15 protein-coding genes and 6 tRNA genes are annotated in these 19766 nt (G+C 43.2%); 1 reads left to right on the top strand and 20 read right to left on the bottom strand.

All coding sequences use genetic code 11. The features are described 5' to 3' along the window. Nucleotides 1–222: 222 nt before the first annotated feature. The 9 genes from K6C05_RS10110 to K6C05_RS10070 all read right to left on the bottom strand — a co-directional run bounded on the left by K6C05_RS10110 (nucleotide 223) and on the right by K6C05_RS10070 (nucleotide 6503). Nucleotides 223–307: transfer RNA gene (locus K6C05_RS10110), tRNA-Tyr, on the bottom strand. A 7-nt stretch (nucleotides 308–314) separates the two neighbouring features. After that, nucleotides 315–392: transfer RNA gene (locus tag K6C05_RS10105), tRNA-Arg, on the bottom strand. A 28-nt stretch (nucleotides 393–420) separates the two neighbouring features. Beyond that, nucleotides 421–497, bottom strand: a tRNA-Ile gene (locus tag K6C05_RS10100). Nucleotides 498–554: 57 nt separating this feature from the next. Beyond that, a tRNA-Gly gene (locus K6C05_RS10095) sits at nucleotides 555–630 on the bottom strand. 6 nt (nucleotides 631–636) lie between these two features. Further along, nucleotides 637–712, bottom strand: a tRNA-Gly gene (locus K6C05_RS10090). Between the two features lie 95 nt (nucleotides 713–807). Continuing rightward, a complete protein-coding gene (locus tag K6C05_RS10085) occupies nucleotides 808–3363 on the bottom strand; it encodes a heavy metal translocating P-type ATPase (protein WP_296734342.1) in 2556 nt (851 codons plus the stop codon). 158 nt (nucleotides 3364–3521) lie between these two features. Beyond that, nucleotides 3522–3597: transfer RNA gene (locus tag K6C05_RS10080), tRNA-Thr, on the bottom strand. Between the two features lie 48 nt (nucleotides 3598–3645). Continuing rightward, complete coding sequence (locus K6C05_RS10075; RefSeq protein ID WP_296734340.1) at nucleotides 3646–5118, bottom strand: hypothetical protein; 1473 nt, start codon at nucleotides 5116–5118, stop codon at nucleotides 3646–3648. A 35-nt stretch (nucleotides 5119–5153) separates the two neighbouring features. Further along, on the bottom strand, nucleotides 5154–6503 hold the full coding sequence (locus K6C05_RS10070; protein WP_296734337.1) for an amino acid permease: 1350 nt from the start codon (nucleotides 6501–6503) through the stop codon (nucleotides 5154–5156). 370 nt (nucleotides 6504–6873) lie between these two features. Here K6C05_RS10070 and K6C05_RS10065 point away from each other — a divergent pair, with 370 nt between their 5' ends. Next, nucleotides 6874–7257: a hypothetical protein gene (locus K6C05_RS10065; protein WP_296734336.1), complete on the top strand. Its 384-nt coding sequence runs from the start codon at nucleotides 6874–6876 to the stop codon at nucleotides 7255–7257. 54 nt (nucleotides 7258–7311) lie between these two features. Here K6C05_RS10065 and K6C05_RS10060 read toward each other — a convergent pair whose 3' ends face one another. From K6C05_RS10060 to K6C05_RS10010, 11 genes are all read right to left on the bottom strand, one after another. Next, nucleotides 7312–9003, bottom strand: coding sequence for a bifunctional diguanylate cyclase/phosphodiesterase (locus K6C05_RS10060; RefSeq protein ID WP_296734334.1), 1692 nt, complete (start codon nucleotides 9001–9003; stop codon nucleotides 7312–7314). 177 nt (nucleotides 9004–9180) lie between these two features. Continuing rightward, nucleotides 9181–9957, bottom strand: coding sequence for a 3D domain-containing protein (locus tag K6C05_RS10055; protein ID WP_296734332.1), 777 nt, complete (start codon nucleotides 9955–9957; stop codon nucleotides 9181–9183). Nucleotides 9958–10130: 173 nt separating this feature from the next. After that, nucleotides 10131–10922 (bottom strand): TatD family hydrolase, encoded by a 792-nt coding sequence (locus tag K6C05_RS10050; RefSeq protein ID WP_296734328.1) that lies wholly within the window; start codon nucleotides 10920–10922, stop codon nucleotides 10131–10133. 128 nt (nucleotides 10923–11050) lie between these two features. Beyond that, nucleotides 11051–12994 carry a methionine--tRNA ligase gene (metG, locus tag K6C05_RS10045; RefSeq protein WP_296734326.1) on the bottom strand — a complete coding sequence of 648 codons (1944 nt, stop codon included), beginning with the start codon at nucleotides 12992–12994 and terminating at the stop codon, nucleotides 11051–11053. A 152-nt stretch (nucleotides 12995–13146) separates the two neighbouring features. Continuing rightward, nucleotides 13147–14001 carry a 16S rRNA (cytidine(1402)-2'-O)-methyltransferase gene (gene rsmI / locus K6C05_RS10040; protein ID WP_296734324.1) on the bottom strand — a complete coding sequence of 285 codons (855 nt, stop codon included), beginning with the start codon at nucleotides 13999–14001 and terminating at the stop codon, nucleotides 13147–13149. Between the two features lie 209 nt (nucleotides 14002–14210). Then, nucleotides 14211–15011: a methyltransferase domain-containing protein gene (locus tag K6C05_RS10035; RefSeq protein WP_296734322.1), complete on the bottom strand. Its 801-nt coding sequence runs from the start codon at nucleotides 15009–15011 to the stop codon at nucleotides 14211–14213. Continuing rightward, nucleotides 15001–15828, bottom strand: a complete 828-nt coding sequence (locus K6C05_RS10030; RefSeq protein WP_296734319.1) for a stage 0 sporulation family protein — start codon at nucleotides 15826–15828, stop codon at nucleotides 15001–15003. Before K6C05_RS10030 ends, K6C05_RS10035 begins: the two co-directional genes overlap by 11 nt. 1 nt (nucleotide 15829) lies before the next feature. Then, nucleotides 15830–16840, bottom strand: a complete 1011-nt coding sequence (holB, locus tag K6C05_RS10025; RefSeq protein WP_296734317.1) for a DNA polymerase III subunit delta' — start codon at nucleotides 16838–16840, stop codon at nucleotides 15830–15832. Next, entirely contained in the window at nucleotides 16840–17244 is a 405-nt protein-coding gene (locus K6C05_RS10020; protein ID WP_296734344.1) for a YaaR family protein, read from the bottom strand. The genes holB and K6C05_RS10020 overlap by 1 nt, the downstream gene beginning before the upstream one ends. Before the next feature lie 253 nt (nucleotides 17245–17497). Then, nucleotides 17498–19078 carry a phosphoglycerate dehydrogenase gene (gene serA, locus K6C05_RS10015; protein WP_296734314.1) on the bottom strand — a complete coding sequence of 527 codons (1581 nt, stop codon included), beginning with the start codon at nucleotides 19076–19078 and terminating at the stop codon, nucleotides 17498–17500. 174 nt (nucleotides 19079–19252) lie between these two features. Beyond that, nucleotides 19253–19390, bottom strand: a complete 138-nt coding sequence (locus K6C05_RS10010) for a hypothetical protein (protein ID WP_296734312.1) — start codon at nucleotides 19388–19390, stop codon at nucleotides 19253–19255. Nucleotides 19391–19766: the final 376 nt, after the last annotated feature.

Genomic DNA, 19766 nt, shown 5'->3' with positions numbered 1-19766 from the left:
TACCAATCGCTTTCGCTCTTGGATATTGCTCCAACAAACTATTGTATGTTTATTACTTCCGAAGAAGTAATACCATCATCTGGCTTGAATCATGTGTGCATGATTCCTGTTGCATTGTTTAGTTTTCAAAGAACACCGCCGACTTCATAAGTCAGCTTGTTTAGTATATCCTCTTATTAATCCCTTGTCAATACCTTTTAATATATTTTTCAGGGATAATAATGGTGGGCAGGGATGGATTCGAACCATCGTAGCCTACGGCGACGGATTTACAGTCCGTTCCCTTTAACCACTCGGGCACCTACCCAAAATAATGGTGACCCAGGAGGGACTCGAACCCCCGACCCCTTGATTCGTAGTCAAGTACTCTAATCCAGCTGAGCTACTGAGTCATGGTATAGGATGCTTTCAGTAGGAAAATGGTGGGCCCACCAGGACTTGAACCTGGGACCGACCGGTTATGAGCCGGTTGCTCTAACCAACTGAGCTATAGGCCCTTTTATACTGATAGAAAATCTCGCACGGCATAAGCAATGCGAGAATCGCAAACTATATGGAGCGGAAAACGAGACTCGAACTCGCGACCCCCACCTTGGCAAGGTGATGCTCTACCAACTGAGCTATTTCCGCATATTATGGAGCGGAAAACGAGACTCGAACTCGCGACCCCCACCTTGGCAAGGTGATGCTCTACCAACTGAGCTATTTCCGCATATGTATTTTATCAGTAGCCTCTGCTGACTGACAAAATACATTCTACTTATTTATCAATGCTTTGTCAATGCTTTTTTAGAAAAAACAAAGACATTATTTTACCAACTCATATCCTGCATCTGAAATAATTTTTGCAAAGCTGTCCATTGGTATGGTTTCTGTACAATTTACCAAGGCAGTCCCAGCCTCAAGATTTACATTTACTGACTCCACGCCATCCATTGCTCCAAGTACTCTTTCTACATTTTTCTGGCAATGTGCACACATCATACCATTAATTTTTAATTCTACCTGCATTACATTTTCCTCCTTATAATTAAAATTAATATTCTCAGATACAGTCTCCTGACTCAATTCAGCGGATGCTGTTCTGCGTAAATTCATCCCTTTTAGCCGTAGGGCATTAAGCACAACACATACACTGCTGAAACTCATTGCAGCAGCCCCAATCATCGGAGTAAGCCGTATTCCCCATATAGGGTACAATATTCCCGCCGCAACCGGTATACAAATTATATTATAAAAAAAAGCCCAAAACAAATTTTCTTTTATATTGACGATTACCTTTCGGCTTAAGTGAATGAGATTAACCACATCATTCAAATCATTTTTGGCCAATACTGCATCAGCACTTTCAATGGCAATATCTGTTCCTGCCCCAATTGCAATTCCCGCATCAGCCATTGCCAATGCAGGAGCATCATTCACCCCATCGCCTACCATTGCCACCTTGGCACCTGTGGCCTGCATTTTTTTAATATACCCGGTTTTCTCCTCAGGATGAACGCCTGCTATATATTCATTCAGCCTAAGCTGTGACGCAATCGCCGTGGCCGTATGCTCATTGTCCCCGGTAAGCATTACAACCTTGAGTCCCATTTTCTTCAGATTATCGATTGCAGCAAAACTTGATTGTTTAATCTCATCTGCTACACCTATAATCCCCTGTAATTTTCCTTCCGCTGCCATGAATAACACTGTTTTACCTGCATCACTCAGCTTCTCCGCTTTTTCCCGGTACTCAGCGGGGACGGTGCAATTCTGCCGGATAAATTCCAGGTTGCCGAGATAATATAAATCATCCTGGAGCCTTCCCATGATTCCCTGCCCCAAAACCGCCTTGAAATCTGTTACCGGATATTCCATATCAGCTTTCAGTCCGGCATGTTCTACAATAGCTTTACCTATTGGATGCTCACTGTTTTTTTCCAGGACAGCAGCTGCATGAATGAGCTGGGTCTCCGAAATGCCAACCGGTATAATGTCAGTTACCGAAGGACTGCCCTGCGTAATAGTACCGGTCTTATCCAATACTATGGCAGATACCTTGCTTACCATTTCCAGAATTTCCCCGGATTTAATCAGTATGCCATTTTCTGCCCCTTTACCAATTCCGGCCATAATTGCCACAGGTGTTGCAAGTCCCAGGGCACATGGACAGGAAATAACCAAAACAGACACCGCCATTGAGAAGGCAAATTCCATACCATATCCCAACATAAGCCAGATTACACCGGTGCACAGGGCAATCAACATGACTGCAGGAACAAACCAGCCAGCTATCTTATCAGCCAGCTTGGCCATAGGAGCCTTACTGCTGGAAGCTTCCTCCACCAGCCCTATCAGACGGTTAAGGGTAGAATCTGCTCCTACCTGACAGGCTTCATATCTGATTCTTCCGTTCTCATTTATTGTTCCCGAAACCACATTATCTCCCGGAAATTTTTCCACCGGAAGACTTTCCCCTGTTATTATGGCTTCATTAATAATGGTTTTCCCTTCTATAATAATCCCATCTGCCGCTATAATAGTCCCCGGCTTGGCTATCACAATGTCTCCCTTGACAAGCTGATCTGCCGGTATATCCGTTTCAGCGCCATTTCTCTCTACAATGACAATTTTAGGAGCATAATCCATAAGTTTTCTCAGGGCAGCCGTTGTACCATGTTTAGCCCGTGCTTCAAGATATTTGCCGATAGAAACCAGTGTAACTATCATTCCTGCAGACTCAAAATAGAGATTAGTGCTATATTGGCTTACCGACAAAAAATCACCATGGCCCATATACCACCCAATGAAATATATATTCACTATGCCATAAAACAGGGCAGATGCCGAGCCCAAGCCGACAAGGCTGTCCATATTAGGTGCCAGGGAAACTATATTTTTAAAGCCGTTGATATAATAATTCTTATTAAGAAGAATAATAGGTATCACCAGCAGTAATTGGGTAAATGCAAAGGAAAGGGCATTTTCCGGCCCATCAAAACACATCCTTATTAATTCCGGTGCTTCGATGCCCAACGCACCGTATATCATCTGGTGCATGGCAACATAAAGCTCAATGAGCAGCAGCCCCAGGGACCAAAGCAGCTTCTTGCGCCTGGTTTTCATTTCCTGCATGGCATCATCCTCAACAGCTGTTACTTTATTGCCACCATGCAGGGCAGCACCGTATCCTGCACCTTCAATACCACTTATTATTTCCCGGCTGCTTAGTGTATCACCATCGTATACCACCTGCATTGAATTTGTAAGCAGATTGACAGCAACCTCATCAACCCCCGCCATATTTCTTACGGTTTTTTCTACCCTGGCAGAACAGGCTGAACATGTCATCCCGGTAATATCATATTTTTCTTTTACCATACAAATAACCCCGTCATAATATTAATAATTATTATCATCTTTTTCTAAACCGTATAGTATATTAAATTTTGTCATATGTCAATAATGCAAAATATATTTTGCAGATATATTATAAAATTACAAAAACCCCCTGCACCATATGCAGGGGGATTATATCCTGGTGCTGACAGCCAGAATCGAACTGGCGACCTTCGGGTTACGAATCCGATGCACTACCAACTGTGCTATGTCAGCGACACTATTACATTATAAAATATATGTCTACTGGTTTCAATGGAATTATCAGAAATTTTCCAGCCGTTTTTTTGTCGGTTCATTAACCTCACTGACTTTTAATTCCTCAAGTGCCTTAATTATACCATCTGTCCACTGGAAATCTGACTTTTGCCATGCCTCCAAAAGATTTAACGCAATATTCCTTGTCCCTATAACCGGCGACAGAAGGCCTGCACAAATCAGCCTGTCACCCTTGCCGGGTACTGATTGCAGGCTTTGCATCACATAAGAAAGAATCCCATGTTCCACAAACTGACCATCATTGCCCAATTCATTTTCGGGACCGGTTGCCATATCCTCAAGAGGTAATACCCTTTCAAACATTTCTATTATCTCATCCGTATATTTCTTTTCCGGTAACAGCAAATCAATTAAATCGTATTTTTCACGCCAATTATTCCGTAATGTATTAATGGCCCGCTCAACATAATCAAGCCCCAGGGATTTGCCCAAATAAAAGCCCTCACCTGCATCCATGGAAGCATTGACACAATCAGTACATCTCACAGACTGAAGAATTCCCGTCGCCAACCGAATCAGGTCCTCCTTGTTATCAAGGTTGGATTTGCATAAAAAATCACGCACATCAAAAATAACATTATATTCTTCCAACGCATCCGCCCATTGATCAGCCAGAACAAGATATGCCTGCAGCAACTCTCCCGTTTTTTTATATCGGTTTAGTCCCGGTACCGGATTATCCTCCAGCGATGCCCCAATAAGCTTGCCAGCCAAACTGAAATCTTCTTTTTTTACCGCAGCATCTGTTAAAACCTCCAGCAGCTTTCCCCGCTTAATGGCTACAATTGCCGAGTATTCCGGCATAATCTCGTTTCTCCAGCCATCGGTCAACAGCCACCTGGACATCTCCTGATTCTCCGGTTTCAACATACTGACAGCATGAATCCTTCCCCAGCCTTTTACCCGTTTTGCAACGGAATAAATCAGCTCATTGCTGTTATCAAAGGTTGCCAAAAGGAAAAGACAAAAAAGCGTCAATTCATCTGATGCAGCCAAAACCAACAAAATATCCCTAAGCTCCTCCTCAAGCTCCTGGTCCAGCAGTTCAAGGACTGTAATAGCAAATTTAACTGATTCTACATCCTGGCTCTGCACCAGAAGAGTTCTGGAAAATTGTCCAAGGGCTTCAGGTGACAGCTTTTCCGGATGATCAAAAACCCAATCCTGCAACGCATCCATTACCGGAAGCATCATCCCGCCCCCCTGAAAATGGGTTATCAAGGCATTGGCTGCGTCATTAAACCGTTCCTTGGAAGCCAGCTCCAGCACCAAGGTCAGTCCGCTTATATCCGGATTCTCTGTCGGTCCCATATGATAACGCACCGTACCATCAATTGCCCCATCTGCAAAACGCAGTCCCTGCTCCGGCAGCTGCCGTAATATGAAACCGTCCGGCAATGTACCATCAGGCAGCAATGCCTCTTTTATTCTGTTATATATAGATAAATCCCCCGACATATTCATCCCCCATAAAGACCTAAACGGATCAGTAGCTACTCACCTTTTGTCCGCTTCAGTTTAAAACGGTAACCTATATACAAAATACACAGCCAGATTGGCAATGCAATAACCGCCAACCGCATATCCGGAATTTGGGTCATCATAACAATTACACCGACCAGGAAAAACAAGCAAACATAATTGGCTGCAGGATAAAACAGTGACCTGAATTTTGACTGAACACCATGTTTCCGGCAATAGTTACGGAACTTCATATGTGTAACGGTAATACAAACCCAGTTAATGACCGCGGAAATTACCACCACTGCAAACAAATACATGAAAATCTGACTAGGAAACAGATAATTCATCAGCACTATAATCAATGTCATACAGGATGAGACCAATGTGCCCACCACCGGCACCCCGCGTGAGGAAAGGTGCATAAACATCTTTGGGGCATCCCCCTTTTCAGCTAAGCCATACAGCATGCGGGCATTACTGTAAATAGCAGAATTATACACCGATACCGCAGCACTCAATACAACAAAGTTAAGAATGTGTGCAGCCGCAGGAATACCAACATTATCAAAAATCTGAACAAAAGGACTGGATTCCATCCCCACCTGATTCCATGGCCACAGGCACATAAGTACAAACATCGTCCCTACATAGAATATAAGTATACGCCATATAACCTGATTTATAGCTTTTGGTATGGAATGATCAGGATTTTCAGCCTCACCTGCTGTGATGCCAATAAGCTCTATGCCACCATAGGAAAACATAACAACAACACAGGCCATGGCCAAGCCCCATACACCATTAGGCATAAAGCCGCCATAATTCCAAAGATTACTGATATTGGCAGGATATCCCAACGGATTACTGATTATAAGGTACGCTCCCAAAATAATCATGCTCAGGATTGCCACTACCTTCACAAAGGCCATCCAAAATTCAGTTTCCCCATACGCTCGTACATTAACAAGGTTAATTGCCGTGATTACAATGAGGCAGATAAGGGCTGATAGCCATTGTGGCACATCCGGCCACCAATAATTTACATATATGCCTACAGCAGTGATTTCTGCCATACTGACCATAATATAACAGTACCAATAATTCCATCCGGCCATAAACCCGGGGAAGTGTCCCCAATATTTTGAGGCATAATAGCTGAAGGACCCCGGCACAGGCTCGTACACTGACATCTCCCCCAGCATTCTCATAATAAAGTAAATCACTATACCGCTGATTAAGTATGCCAACATAACCGACGGACCAGTCAGCGCAATAGTTGAGGCAGATCCATAAAACAGCCCTGTACCGATAGCACTCCCCAATGCCATCATCTGCAGATGCCTGTTTTTTAATCCCCGTTTGAGATTTTTTCTTTCCATAAACCCCACTCCTATTTATAAATCATTATTAATATCCACTTCACCGGCTAAGACATTTTACCCATTACCTTTCTAATTTGTTGTGGATAATGTTAGTAAGTTATGCACAAAATCATGATTTTTGTGCATAACTCAGTGGATAACTGAAATTTCAAGCCTTATTTTTCCAAGTTTTCACCAATATGCTGTGGATAAAGTCGCAACGGTTCAATACCAGTCCCTGAGGCCTGGTTTCCCCTTACACGGCAGACAATATTATTGATATTAGGATAAACACGGCAAGTAACATTATAACATATTTAATTCCTTAATAAAATAATTCTTGCTGACAACAACCTACTGTGCTTTAATAAGGTTTGAGGTGAACTATATGTCTGAAGAAAATAATCAGCAATTAATCGACATGGCCCACGGGCTTCAGGAAGATATCAAGATGCAGCTTTTGGAAATGGTACAACAGGGTACTGACCCATTCGATATAATATACGAATTTGCCAATTATCTGGAGAAGGTTTCCGCTGAACGCGGCTACGCACAACATATAATTGATAATATCCATACTGTCTACGGTATTGCCCTGGGGCAAAAAAAACCATTGGCCGATGAAATCAAAGATTTGGAAGACAGAGCCAAAAGAATCCAGGACTCCCTGGACAGCAATAAATTTTCAGCAGAAGAAAATGCCCGCATGGATTTTGCCATTAAAGCCCATAACAGGAAAATCCAACAGCTCACGCAATTATTAAATAAATAAACGCAAAAATCCCCTTTCTCTCTTTATTGAGAAAGGGGATTTATTTCCATATGATTAGAATAGCCTAACAAATTCTTCCACACTGATAGGCATGGAATAATAATATCCCTGAGCCCAATCACACCCTATGGACTTTAACATATCCACCTGTTCCTTGGTCTCTACTCCTTCGGCAATAGTCGGCAGGTTGAGCTTCTTTGCCATCTGTACTACAGAAGACAAAATGATCGTTCCCCGTCCTGTCAGCTCTGTAGACTGAAGGAAACCCATATCAATTTTTAATACGTCAATATGTATATCCTTGAGCATATTAAGAGACGAATAGCCACTGCCAAAATCATCCATCAAGATACAAAAGCCTGCCTCTTGCAGTTTTTCAACCACTGTCATGATCATTTGCGGATCATCAGTATAGGCGGATTCAGTTATCTCCAGTTCAAGCAACCGTCTTGGTATCTTGTATTTGTTCACCAGCCCCACCAAAACATCTGTTAACTCAGGATCATATAAGTCAATTCTCGAAACATTGACGGACACCGGTTTTACATCCTTGCCCTCATCAATCCATTGTCGAATCAGCTGACATACTTTCTCCCACATGAATTTATCAATATCATATATGGAACCATTTTTTTCAAAGACCGATATAAACTGGCTAGGCGGAATCATTTCCCCGTCCTTGGTCGTCCATCTGATGAGCGCTTCAGAACCTATTATGGATTCACCAGCCAATTCATATTTCGGCTGGAATGCCAGCACGAACTCATTATTGGCAAATGCACCCTCCAGGTCATTGATAATCTTTTGCTCCATCAGCATCTTGTCACGCATTTTCTCTTCGTATACGCAATACCTTACCCTACGGGTTTTACTTACCTGATTCAACGCAATGTTAGCCCGTTCAATCATTGTACTGACAGGAATATTTCTGTCATCAACCTTATACAGGCCAAAGCTGAGTACCGTATGATGATTAATTTCAAAGCTATTGGCCACCACCTGCAGGGTGTAGATCATGTGCTCTGCAGCTCCGGCTCCTGATTCGAAGCAAACAACAAAGTTGTCAGCGTATAGTCTGGCGGCCTGGCACAGCTTTAAATCGATACTCTTCAAAAATCTGGCAATATAGTTAAGGAGCTTATCGCCCTCGGCTTCACCAAAAACCTCATTTATCACCTTAAATCGTTCTATATTAATACGCAAAATCACGAAGGACTTATCAGGATAATCTATCAGCATATCCGCAGTGCGATTACAAAAAGCCTCGCGATTCAACAAGCCGGTAAAGCTGTCATATGCAGCAAGGTATTCATAATCATCCTTGGCAGCAGACGTAATCATTTCATAATTACGTTCCCTGTCATAATCCTTGGAAACATTAATTCCTATAACGGAAAAGCCCTCCGGTGTTTTCCTGTACATGATATTAATGTCCAACAGCAATACCTTTTTCTGCTGTCTGCTGGTCAATATTACATGAGACTCAATGGCAATATATTCCTCATCGTTGAATTGTCCGCTGCGGATTTTATTTATGTTACAAGGAGCCAATCTATCATAGCCATCCTGAAGCATGCGTCTGACTTCCCGCTTCCCCTGGCTATAGAAATGCCCCATAGGAGTAAAGCCAGTCACATTGAAATCCAATACTTCCAATATGCGCTCTGTTACACCCTCAGCAAAAAATTCTTCAACCAAATTTTCAGTTATATTTTTAAGTTCATCTATTTTGACCACTAATCCCATAAAGAGCTCCTTCATCGCGCAATGCATTCTGATTTTATTTTAACGCAAAAACAGGTTTATAGCAATATTGCATATTTTAAGAGAACATAGAAAACGGGGAATAGTAATAGCCGTTGTTGCCGTTACTATTCCCCGCTTTCTATTGCTTCATCTCTCCAATGAAAACAATTTCCGGATTTAATCTAATATATACACATCTACAGTACCACGGCCAAAATTAATAGCCTCCCTATAGGTGTTCATGCACAAATCTATCCTATTGCCATTAATTGCTCCGCCGGTATCAGCTGCTACAGCCACACCATAACCTGGAATATATACCTTCGATCCCAAAGGTATTACCCTTGGATCAACTGCAACCACACCATGCTGTGCCACAACTCCGGTAGCTGTAATCCCTGAACCGTTACCATCACTTGGAATATATGCCGTAGCCTCCATCTCCATGTGAGCACTATATGGCATATTTCCCTGATTGGTATCTACAGTCTTTTTTGCGGGGATACTGACTGGTGCCACATCCGATACACGAATATGCATATCAGCCACAACGCCCATATCACCACGCTTATCAACCTGATATCGATTACCCACATATCCCAGTTCAGCCATTATCTCTCCTACAGTGGCCTTTGCAGTAAGCAGTTCTTCCTGCTTACCCTGGTATTCTATAAAAACTGGTACAGCACGCCTGATATCGATAACCATATCACCGTTATCCCCGGCTGTAATCTTATACTCATCCTTCTCGTTTTTGGTCACACCTGCCTGAACAAGTATGTTATCAACAACACTATATGGCGTATTCATTTCAATAGTCTGACCATCAACTGATATTGTTACATGCTTGTGCGGTATGAATCCTGTCATCATCAACATCACAAACATCATGCCAATGCAAATCGGAAACCGGATATCCCGGATACATCGGACATATAACTTTTTAAAAGTCATTAAATTCCCCCTTTGTCAAAAACATGTTTATGAGTATATCAGCAAACTGGAAAAATGTCAAATTTTCAAATAGGTTACATCCACTTTAGCCTTAAAAACCCTCTATTTTAAGGGTTTATGGCAATAAAAAACGGCTGAAAATGACAGCCGTCTCCCACTTTAAAAATATTAACCTATACAGCATTCAGCTTTCTATACAACGCCCTGGCATTGGCTGTTGTCTTTTCTGCAACAGTTTCAAAACTAAGGCCCTTTAATTCAGCTAATTTTTCAGCAACAAATTTCACAAAAGCCGGCTCATTTCGTTTGCCACGCATGGGAACCGGTGCCATATACGGACAATCTGTCTCCACCAATATCCTGTCCAAGGGAAATTCCTTGACAATTTCAGGCAATTTTGCAGCATTTTTAAAGGTCAATGGACCATCTACGCCAATATACCAGTCCAACTTCAGAAGTTCACGGGCCATTTCCATGCTCCCTGAAAAGCAATGCATCACACCCTGTACGCCTTTCCCTTCATTCTTTATAATTTCCAAAGTATCCCTGTGCGCCTCCCGGTTATGTACACATACCGGCAAATTTAGTTGTTTTGCTATTGCCAACTGCTGGACAAAAATCCTTTTTTGCAGCGCTCTTTTTTCCTGATCCTTTTCCCAATAATAATCCAGGCCTATTTCACCTATACATACCACTTTATTATTTTTTGACATTTTTATAATGCTGTCAAAATCGTCATCATGCATGTCATAGGCTTCTTCAGGATGAACCCCAATCCCGGCATAGCAGATTTTATATTCACTGGCCAGTGATACACAGGCCTTTGACGACTGCATTGTATCCCCCATATTAATAATTCCAACCAATCCGTTTCCCATGGCATTGGTAATTATTTTTTCCTTATCCTGGGCAAATTTTTCATCAGTAAGATGTGCATGAGTATCAATTAATACATTTTCTTTCATTATAAATATGCTCCACTAATTAAAAAATTTAACTTACATCATTCTTAAATAATTAAAGGGCTGCTACATAAATGCAACAACCCCATAAGCTTTCAGATATTCCGGCACCCTCATTTAATACTGAAAAATCACTTAACAATACTACCTATTGGCATATCAACTGTTACGACCTCCAGCGCATCATCCTTGGATGCCGCCAAAATCATCCCCTGGGATTCAACCCCACGGAGTTTTGCAGGTTTCAGATTCATAACCAGGATTACCTTTTTGCCTATAAGCTGATCTGCTGTATAGTATTGGGCAATCCCTGACACTACCTGTCTTTTTTCCGTACCGGTGTCAACTGTGAGCTTCAGTAGCTTATCTGCTTTAGGAACAGGCTCAACACCTGTAATTTCCACCACCTGCAGCTTAATCTTTGAAAAATCATCAATAGTGATAAGGTTATCTCCTGCGTTTTTATCTGCCTCATCACCGGACTTATTCTTCTTGTTTGCAGTATTCTTTTTAGGCTCCTGAACAACATCCTCTTTAGCCAGCTCAATGCGTGGGAATAGTTGTTCCGGCTTGCCAATATGTATGCCAACAGGAGTATTTCCCCATTTTCTGACAGAATCAAGCCGCACCTCACTGAAATCTTCAGGCAGATTTAGCTGCTGCCATATTTTCCCGGCAGTAACCGGCATAAACGGAGAAACAAGCACACTTACAATTCTCATTGCCTCAACCAAATTATACATTACATTGGCCAATTCCTGCTTTTTATCAGGATCCTTGGCCAAGGTCCATGGTGCCGTTTCATCAATATATTTATTGGCCCTACTTATAAAGGACCAGACCGCCTTAATTGCATCACTGATTTTCATGGTTCCCATGCCGTCATCAAAGGCCTTTACGGCAGCCATGGCTTCAGCAATCAGGGAATCGTCTATTTCAGAGCTGCCCTTGGCCGCCAAGACTTCTCCCTCTTGAAACTTGCCAACCATGTTCAGTGTTCTATGGAGTAAGTTCCCCAAATCGTTGGCCAGATCTGAATTGATGCGCTGTACCAAAGCCAATTCAGAAAAATTACCATCCTGACCTAGGTTAATCTCACGCAGGAGGAAATAGCGGATTGCATCCGGTCCATATTTTTCAATGAGTTCAATAGGATCTATAACATTTCCCAGTGACTTGGACATTTTTGTCCCATCCACCACCAGCCAGCCATGACCATAAATCTGCTTAGGCAAAGGAAGATCCAGGGCCATTAATATACAAGGCCATATAATGGAATGAAACCTCACAATTTCCTTGCCTACCAAGTGGATATCTGCCGGCCAGAATTTCTTAAACTTCTCCGGATCATCCAAAAAACCAATTGGAGTCAAATAATTGGTAAGGGCATCAAACCATACATATATAACATGCTTTTCATCAATAGGCACAGGTATGCCCCAATCAAAGGAAGTACGGGAAATACAGAGATCCTCCAGTCCCTGCTTGATGAAATTAATCATCTCATTACGACGGGAAACCGGCTGAATAAAGTCAGGATTCTCTTCTATATATTTTAATATTCTGTCCGCATACTTGGACATCTTGAAAAAGTATGCTTCTTCTGACACTTCCTTAACCGGGCGGCCACAATCCGGGCAACAGCCATTTTCATCCAACTGCAGCTCAGTCCAAAAGCTCTCACATGGAGTGCAGTACAAGCCCTTGTAAGAGCCCTTATAAATATCGCCCTTATCATAAACCCGGCGGAAAATTTCCTGCACAACCTTTTCATGGCGTGGCTGCGTGGTACGAAGGAAATCATCATTGGAAATGTTAAGCAGCTTCCACAGATTCTGAAATTCAGCCACGATCTTATCTGTATATTCAATCGGTTTTATTCCGGCAGCTTCTGCTTTCTCCTGAATCTTTTGGCCATGCTCATCACTGCCGGTCAAAAAAAACACATCATCGCCGGCCAGGCGATGGTAGCGTGCCACCGCATCAGCAATAGTTGTACAATATGCGTGTCCTATGTGCAGCTTGGCACTCGGATAATATATCGGTGTGGTGATATAAAAGCTCTTATTACTCACAAAAATTTTCCTCCTAAATATATATGATACAATCTTACCCTACATGCAGCATGGTGAAACTGTCCCTTTGAATTCAGTTGACAATAATAAACCGCCTCATAAAAAGGTCAAGATTCAACAGTCTGTACGGCTCCAGCTTAACAGATTCCATGTCATTTTAACATCGACTGATAAACATCCCGACGACTGATTCCCAACCGTTTTGCAGTCTCCCGCATGGCTTCCTTGCGGGGCATGCCCTCCTGTTCCAATTTTGAGACCATCTCCCCGGGAGAAATGTCCGCCTCAGTCTCATATTCAGCAGACACTTCTCCATTAAAGCCTTCTATTATAATCACAAACTCCCCCTTCGGAGAATTAAGCTCATAATATTCCAGCATATCCCCCAAGCTGCCGCGCCTGAATTCTTCAAATTTCTTTGTAAGCTCACGGGCAACTGCAGCTTTTCTGTCAGGCCCCAGTATACTCACCAGGTCCTTAAGAGTTGACTTCAAATGATGCGGTGCCTCATACAAAATAACCGTTTCCTTTTTTTCTTTAATATAAGCCAGTAATTCCCGACGCTTTTTCACGGTTTTGGGTAAAAATCCATAAAAAGAAAATGCCGTTGTATCCAAGCCCGAACAAATCAGTGCCGATAAGGCTGCATTGGCTCCAGGCAGTGGACTTACCGGTATTCCTGCATCGATAGCCAACTTAGCCAAATGTGCTCCCGGATCAGAGATTCCCGGTAATCCGGCATCACTTATGCATACTATGGTAGCACCGGAAAGCAGCTTTTCAACCAGCTCAGGACCTTTTTCCAGCTTGTTGTGTTCATGATAACTGGTGAGCGGTGTATGAATATCAAAATGCGCCATCAATTTCCTTGAATGTCTGGTATCCTCAGCAGCAATCAAATCTGCCTCTCCCAATAATCGCACTGCTCTGTATGTCATATCCTCCAGGTTGCCAATAGGCGTCCCTGCAAGATACAGCATGCCTTTCTCTCTAATTTCATTTGCCATACATAAAATTCCTTTTTACCACTGTTGCGGGCCCCTTTATTCCTAATATGTGCCACAAGCTGTTCTGACAAAAATAAAGCAACAGTGAAAAATACCATAATCGTATTTTACCACTGTTACCGAAAAAATACAGACCTATAACACCATTTTCCCAAATTTTCTGCAAAACAGGAAATATTGTTATCAGCGTTTTAACCAAAATACTAACTTCATATCCCACAGGATGCTTTACCATCCCTTGACAGGTTATATATGCTGAGTACCTCATCGGTATAAGTCCCATCCTCACGATGGATAATTAATGGCACTTCCGCCTTCATGCCTCCTGAAGCCCCACCAACAACTCCTTCTACCAGCAACAGGTTTGATGGCTTTGATGGCTTGGGCTGTACAAGCTGCAGGCGCTTGATTTCTATCTGGTTTTCATGCATGGCCACGACAATCTCCCCTAACCGCTCAGGAAGGTGAACCATGGCAAACCTGCCCCTGAACTTAAGCAGGTATCTGGCCGCCCGCACCACATCCTTCAAGGTAGCTGTCAACTCATGACGGGCACTGGCAACCCCTTTCAGGGCACTTAATGTCCCATCAGCAACAGGCCGATACGGAGGATTCGCTATAACACAATCAAAGCACTCGGCAGGATAAATATCCCGGATATTCCTATAATCACCTGATTTAATGGTAATTTTTCCCTGAAGCTGATTCAAAGTCACATTGCGTCTGGCTAAATCCACCATAACCGGATTTAACTCTATCCCATGTATTTCCCTGACTTTATCCGCTATAAGCAGTGGCATGACACCTGTCCCCGTCCCCAGATCCATCACCCGCCAATTGGCGTGATATTGTGGATAGTGTGCCAGCAGCACTGCATCAATGGAAAAACAGAACTCCTTGGTGTTCTGAATAATCTTTCTGCCTCTCAGCAACAGATCATCAATTCGTTCATTTTCCCCCAGCGCAATGTCTTCCTCCGCTATTTGCAATGTGCTTGTATCAGATATCATCTTCGTCCTTTTCTATAACATCCTCCCAGGATGCCACAATGGTCTTGCTGTTATCCAAAAGAATAGTTGCACTGCGGCGTTGCTGATTGATATTGATGACCTTTCCCTCTCCTTCAGCAGTAATTACCTTACTGCCCTGAGTTGGCGGTTTGATCTTCACACGCTTGTGCTGTTTGCCACAATAGCAGTCATTTTCATATTTCAGGCAGCACATCAGCCTGCCACAAATTCCGGATATCTTAGTAGGATTTAATGATAAATTCTGCTCCTTGGCCATTCTAATGGAGACCGGTTCAAATTCCCCCAGAAATGTATTACAGCAAAGAGGTCTGCCGCAGCAGCCAATTCCTCCCATCAGCTTTGCCTCGTCCCTGACACCTATCTGCCTCAGCTCAATACGGGTGCGGAACACTGCGGCCAAATCCTTTACCAGCTCCCTGAAATCAATACGGCCATCTGCTGTAAAATAGAAGATAATCTTATTTACATCAAAGGTGTATTCCACCTGAACCAATTTCATTGGCAAATCATGGGCCTTGATTTTCTCCTCACAAATATCAAAGGCTTCCTTTTCCTTGGCCGTATTCTCCAAAACCTTCTTTTTATCCGCTTCAGTGGCCTTACGGAGAACCTCCTTCAATGGCAGCACCACATCACTGTCAGGCACCTCCCGGGGGCCTATAACCGCTGAGCCGAATTCTATCCCCCTCGCGGTCTCCACAATAACATCATCATCTTGTTGAATGTCCATATTACCTGGACTGAAGTAATATATTTTCCCTGCCCGCTTAAAACGGACGCCAACTACTGTTTGCACTTTAATCCTCCACTATATCCTTTACTCTTACAATAAAGCTCTCCGCCAAAAGGCGGTTGTTCACACTGTATCGAAGCCTTCCCTGATATTCCCTGGCCAGCTTTAAAATAGCCAGCAATTTTCTCTGGGACAAGCCTCCGGCCAGATTCCCCAAACGCCCCATATCCATCTGGTTGTACAGAATAATATCACTGCCACTGTATAATACCAGCTGATCTCGTAATAGCATGATAAAAAAACCAAACCATTGCTGAAGCTGTCCTTTATCCTTTTCCCCCAGCTCCCGGCCAAGCATCCACGCCAGTTCCATGTCCACCACGGACTGGGCACAGGCTGTGAAAAACTTCATGGCACTATTATGTAGGCTGCTTCCTTCCTCATCATTGAGCAACAGGCCCTGGCCAACACTGCCATCCGCAAACCCTGCAAGATATGACGCCTGTTTGTCATCAATTCCTTTTTGGACAAGTACCTTGACCACATCCTGGCTTTCCAGACCGCCAAAATCCTCCCGCATACACCGGGAAATAATGGTGGTAAGCATGGCCATAACCGAATTGGTAATCAAAATAAAATATATCTGTCCACCAGGCTCCTCAATGGTTTTCAGCAGACAATTTGCTGCCGCATCATTCATGGTTTGGGCATCATCAATAATGACCACACGCTGCTTTGACACCACAGGCATCCTGGATATTTTCTCCTGCATCTCGCGAATTGCCTCAATTTTTATCAGCTCAGAACCTTTTTTTACTTCAGGCTGTACCTGAAAGAAATCAGGATGAATATCTGCCATCAGAGCCTTGCAGGAAGGACACTCCCCACAGGCAGTTCCCGCAATAGGATTATGACACAGTATTGCTGCGGCCATGGATTCTGCCACCAGTCTTTTGCCAATTCCCTGAATACCACAAAAAAGCATGGAATGTGGCACCCTGTCCTCACTGCAAAGGAGCTTGAGCCTGTCAATATTTCTTTCATGACCAATGATATTTTTCCAAAATATATTCATTACATATACAAATCCACCAGCATGCCACGAATTGCATCATGGCTGGCTACTACATCAAGCTGTTCTGCCTGTCCCAAACGAATTTTTTCCGCCATGCTTTCCAATTCTGTATCAATTTTCCGCACAGTGGTATATACCTTTTGCCGCCCCATACGATCCCAGCCGGACTGTGTACTTACATCATAAAGCTGACTAACCACAGAGCTCACAAAATTTTTAATCAGACTTCTGTATTCCCTGAGCTCATCGTATGTCGGCGTCTTGGTAAGGCGTGCTCCCTGTTCATCAATTTGATCAAGCAGCCTCTGCAGCTGTTCATGCGATGCACTGCTCCGCTGATCTGCCAATTCTGAGGAAAAATCAGATTCCATAGCATTAGTACGCCGATTGGCATCATGCCCCATAGACGGTAAATTTTGCCGCGTACCCAACCCTTCTATTTTCATATTAATCACCTATTATCCCTACATTAGAAAATAGCCCACTTCAAGCAATTATATACTTATACACTATTATAATTATTTTGGTCAGAAATATCAATATTGTTAGGACACACACTACTTCCGAAGCCCTGCCACCTGCCAATAAAGCAAAAATACCCCCAGGGCAAAGCAACCGCTTCACCTTGGAGGTATTAATTGTAAATATGTGCTTACATTACTTAAAGACTATCATCTTGGCCCCAAAGATATCATCCATGGAGGTAATCAGCTTCACCACATCAGCAGGTACATCCCTGTCCAAGGTGAGAATCATCAGATTTGTGCCCTCCTCATTGGTATTGGACACCTGCATCCCGGAAATATTAACACCGGCAGCACCCATAATCGAACCAACCTGTCCGATAACACCCGGACGATTGATGTGAGGGCACAGCAGAATGCAATCACGAGGTGCCAAATCCACATGATTATCATTGATTTTAACAATACGGCCCTTATCGCCAAACAGGGTTCCCTGAACACTGACCTTTTTATCCTTGCCGGCAGTTGCAGTAACAGTTATTACATTGGCAAAACGCTCCGTATCCTTATCCTTGACCTCACTGATCTTAATATTACGGGCTTTGGCCAAGCCTGGAGCATTAACATAATTAACACTGTCATCCATCTCGGCATTCAGCATACCCTTTATAACAGCAGTAGTAATCATTTTGGTATTTACATCAGCAATATCGCCATTATAGGCTACCTCAAGCTTTTTAACAGCTCCATCTGACAAGGCACGCACTGCACAACCCAGTCTTTCTGCCAGGTCGAAATATGGTGCTATCACATTCATCACCTGCTTGGAAACAGGTGCCATATTTACAGCCGTCATAACCGGTTCACCGTTAAGAGCAGCCTTGATGCCCTGAGCTACATCCACAGCCACACCAATCTGAGCTTCTACCGTGGAAGCCCCCAGATGAGGTGTAACATAGATGCCCTTAACCCCTAACAGAGGATGATCCGCAGGAATCGGTTCACTGGTAAACACATCTATGGCGGCACCGGCCACCTGGCCATCCAAAACGGCTTCACGCAAATCCTCTTCCACGATTATGCCACCACGGGCACAATTGATCAGGCGAACCCCTTTCTTCATTTTATACATAGCTTCCTTGTCTATCATACCCCGGGTAGCATCTGTGAGAGGCATATGTACAGTTATGAAGTCCGACTTGGTAATAACATCCTCCAGGCTGCCAACCTGCACCCCAATATCCTTAGCATGCTCCTCATTGATATATGGATCATAAGCTATTACCTTCATCTCGAAGCCTAATGCGCGTTTTGCAACGCCACTGCCAATCCGCCCCATGCCGATGACACCAAGTGTTTTGTCCTTCAGCTCCACACCGGTATACTGTTTGCGGTTCCACTCACCTTTTTGTAGGGTTTCATTGGCAACAGGTATGTTTCTGGCCATGGACAACATCATGGCAAAAGAATGCTCTGTAGCAGCATTTGTGTTACCACCAGGTGAATTTATGACAATAATACCCTTGTCAGTGGCAGCGGCTACATCGATATTGTCAACACCGACTCCTGCCCTGCCTATTATCTTTAGTTTGGTGGCAGCTTTGATAACCTCAGCAGTAACCTTGGATGCAGACCGGACAATGAGGGCATCAAAATCAGGTATTATTTCCAGCAGCTCCTCCGCCGGGAGCTTGTCCTTGATTACACACTCAAAATCGTCCTTTAAAATATCTACGGCCATCTGTGAAACACCATCTGCAATTAAAACCTTCATTGTCCAGCCTCCTATTTATTAATAAAATATACACAACTTCTCTAAACCTTATCAGTGTAAATATCAAGAAAGAGCTTTGTGCTGCAAACATGTATTCAATAGGTGCACCACGCGACAGTTCCTGCCTTCCGACAGGCAGCTCTGCACTCACACTATGCATCACACCTGTTTTCCTTAAATGCTGCCGACACCCATGCTGGCAAAAAAAGCTCCGTCCCTATTGGGACGAAGCTCATATCTCCGTGGTGCCACCCAGCTCATGCTCACGCATACTCTTTTAGCTATATCGGGCTTGCCCGCCTGATTCATCACCAGGTACTCCGAGGTGGAACACTCATAACCCGTACCGGCTTTCACCTGCTGCCGGCTCTCTGTGACGCGTATCTAAGCTGATTCCTCATCATCGCAATAATATTCATCTGATACGAAAATATTATAAAATATACATTATCAAAAATCAAGTGTATTTCCAAAAAATACTTTTGTAACACCATCACTTACAGTCTTGACGGTTTTATTCCTGATGATGTAAAATATTTATTAAACATTTTATAACGCCATTGTTCAAATTTTTCTTCTTTAGAAGAAAAATCTTCCAATTAGCGTTTCAACGAGCTGGGAGATATGCTCGCCAGCTGTTGTAGTTTGTTTTCCCCCACCTAAAGAGGAAGGGGACATCTTAAAGCTC

It is taken from the genome of Anaerovibrio sp., from assembly GCF_024697385.1.
In the GTDB taxonomy this organism is placed as follows: Bacteria; Bacillota; Negativicutes; order Selenomonadales; family Selenomonadaceae; genus Anaerovibrio.
Note: the sequence above shows the minus strand (reverse complement) of the source record. Positions and strands in the feature narration are given on the sequence as shown.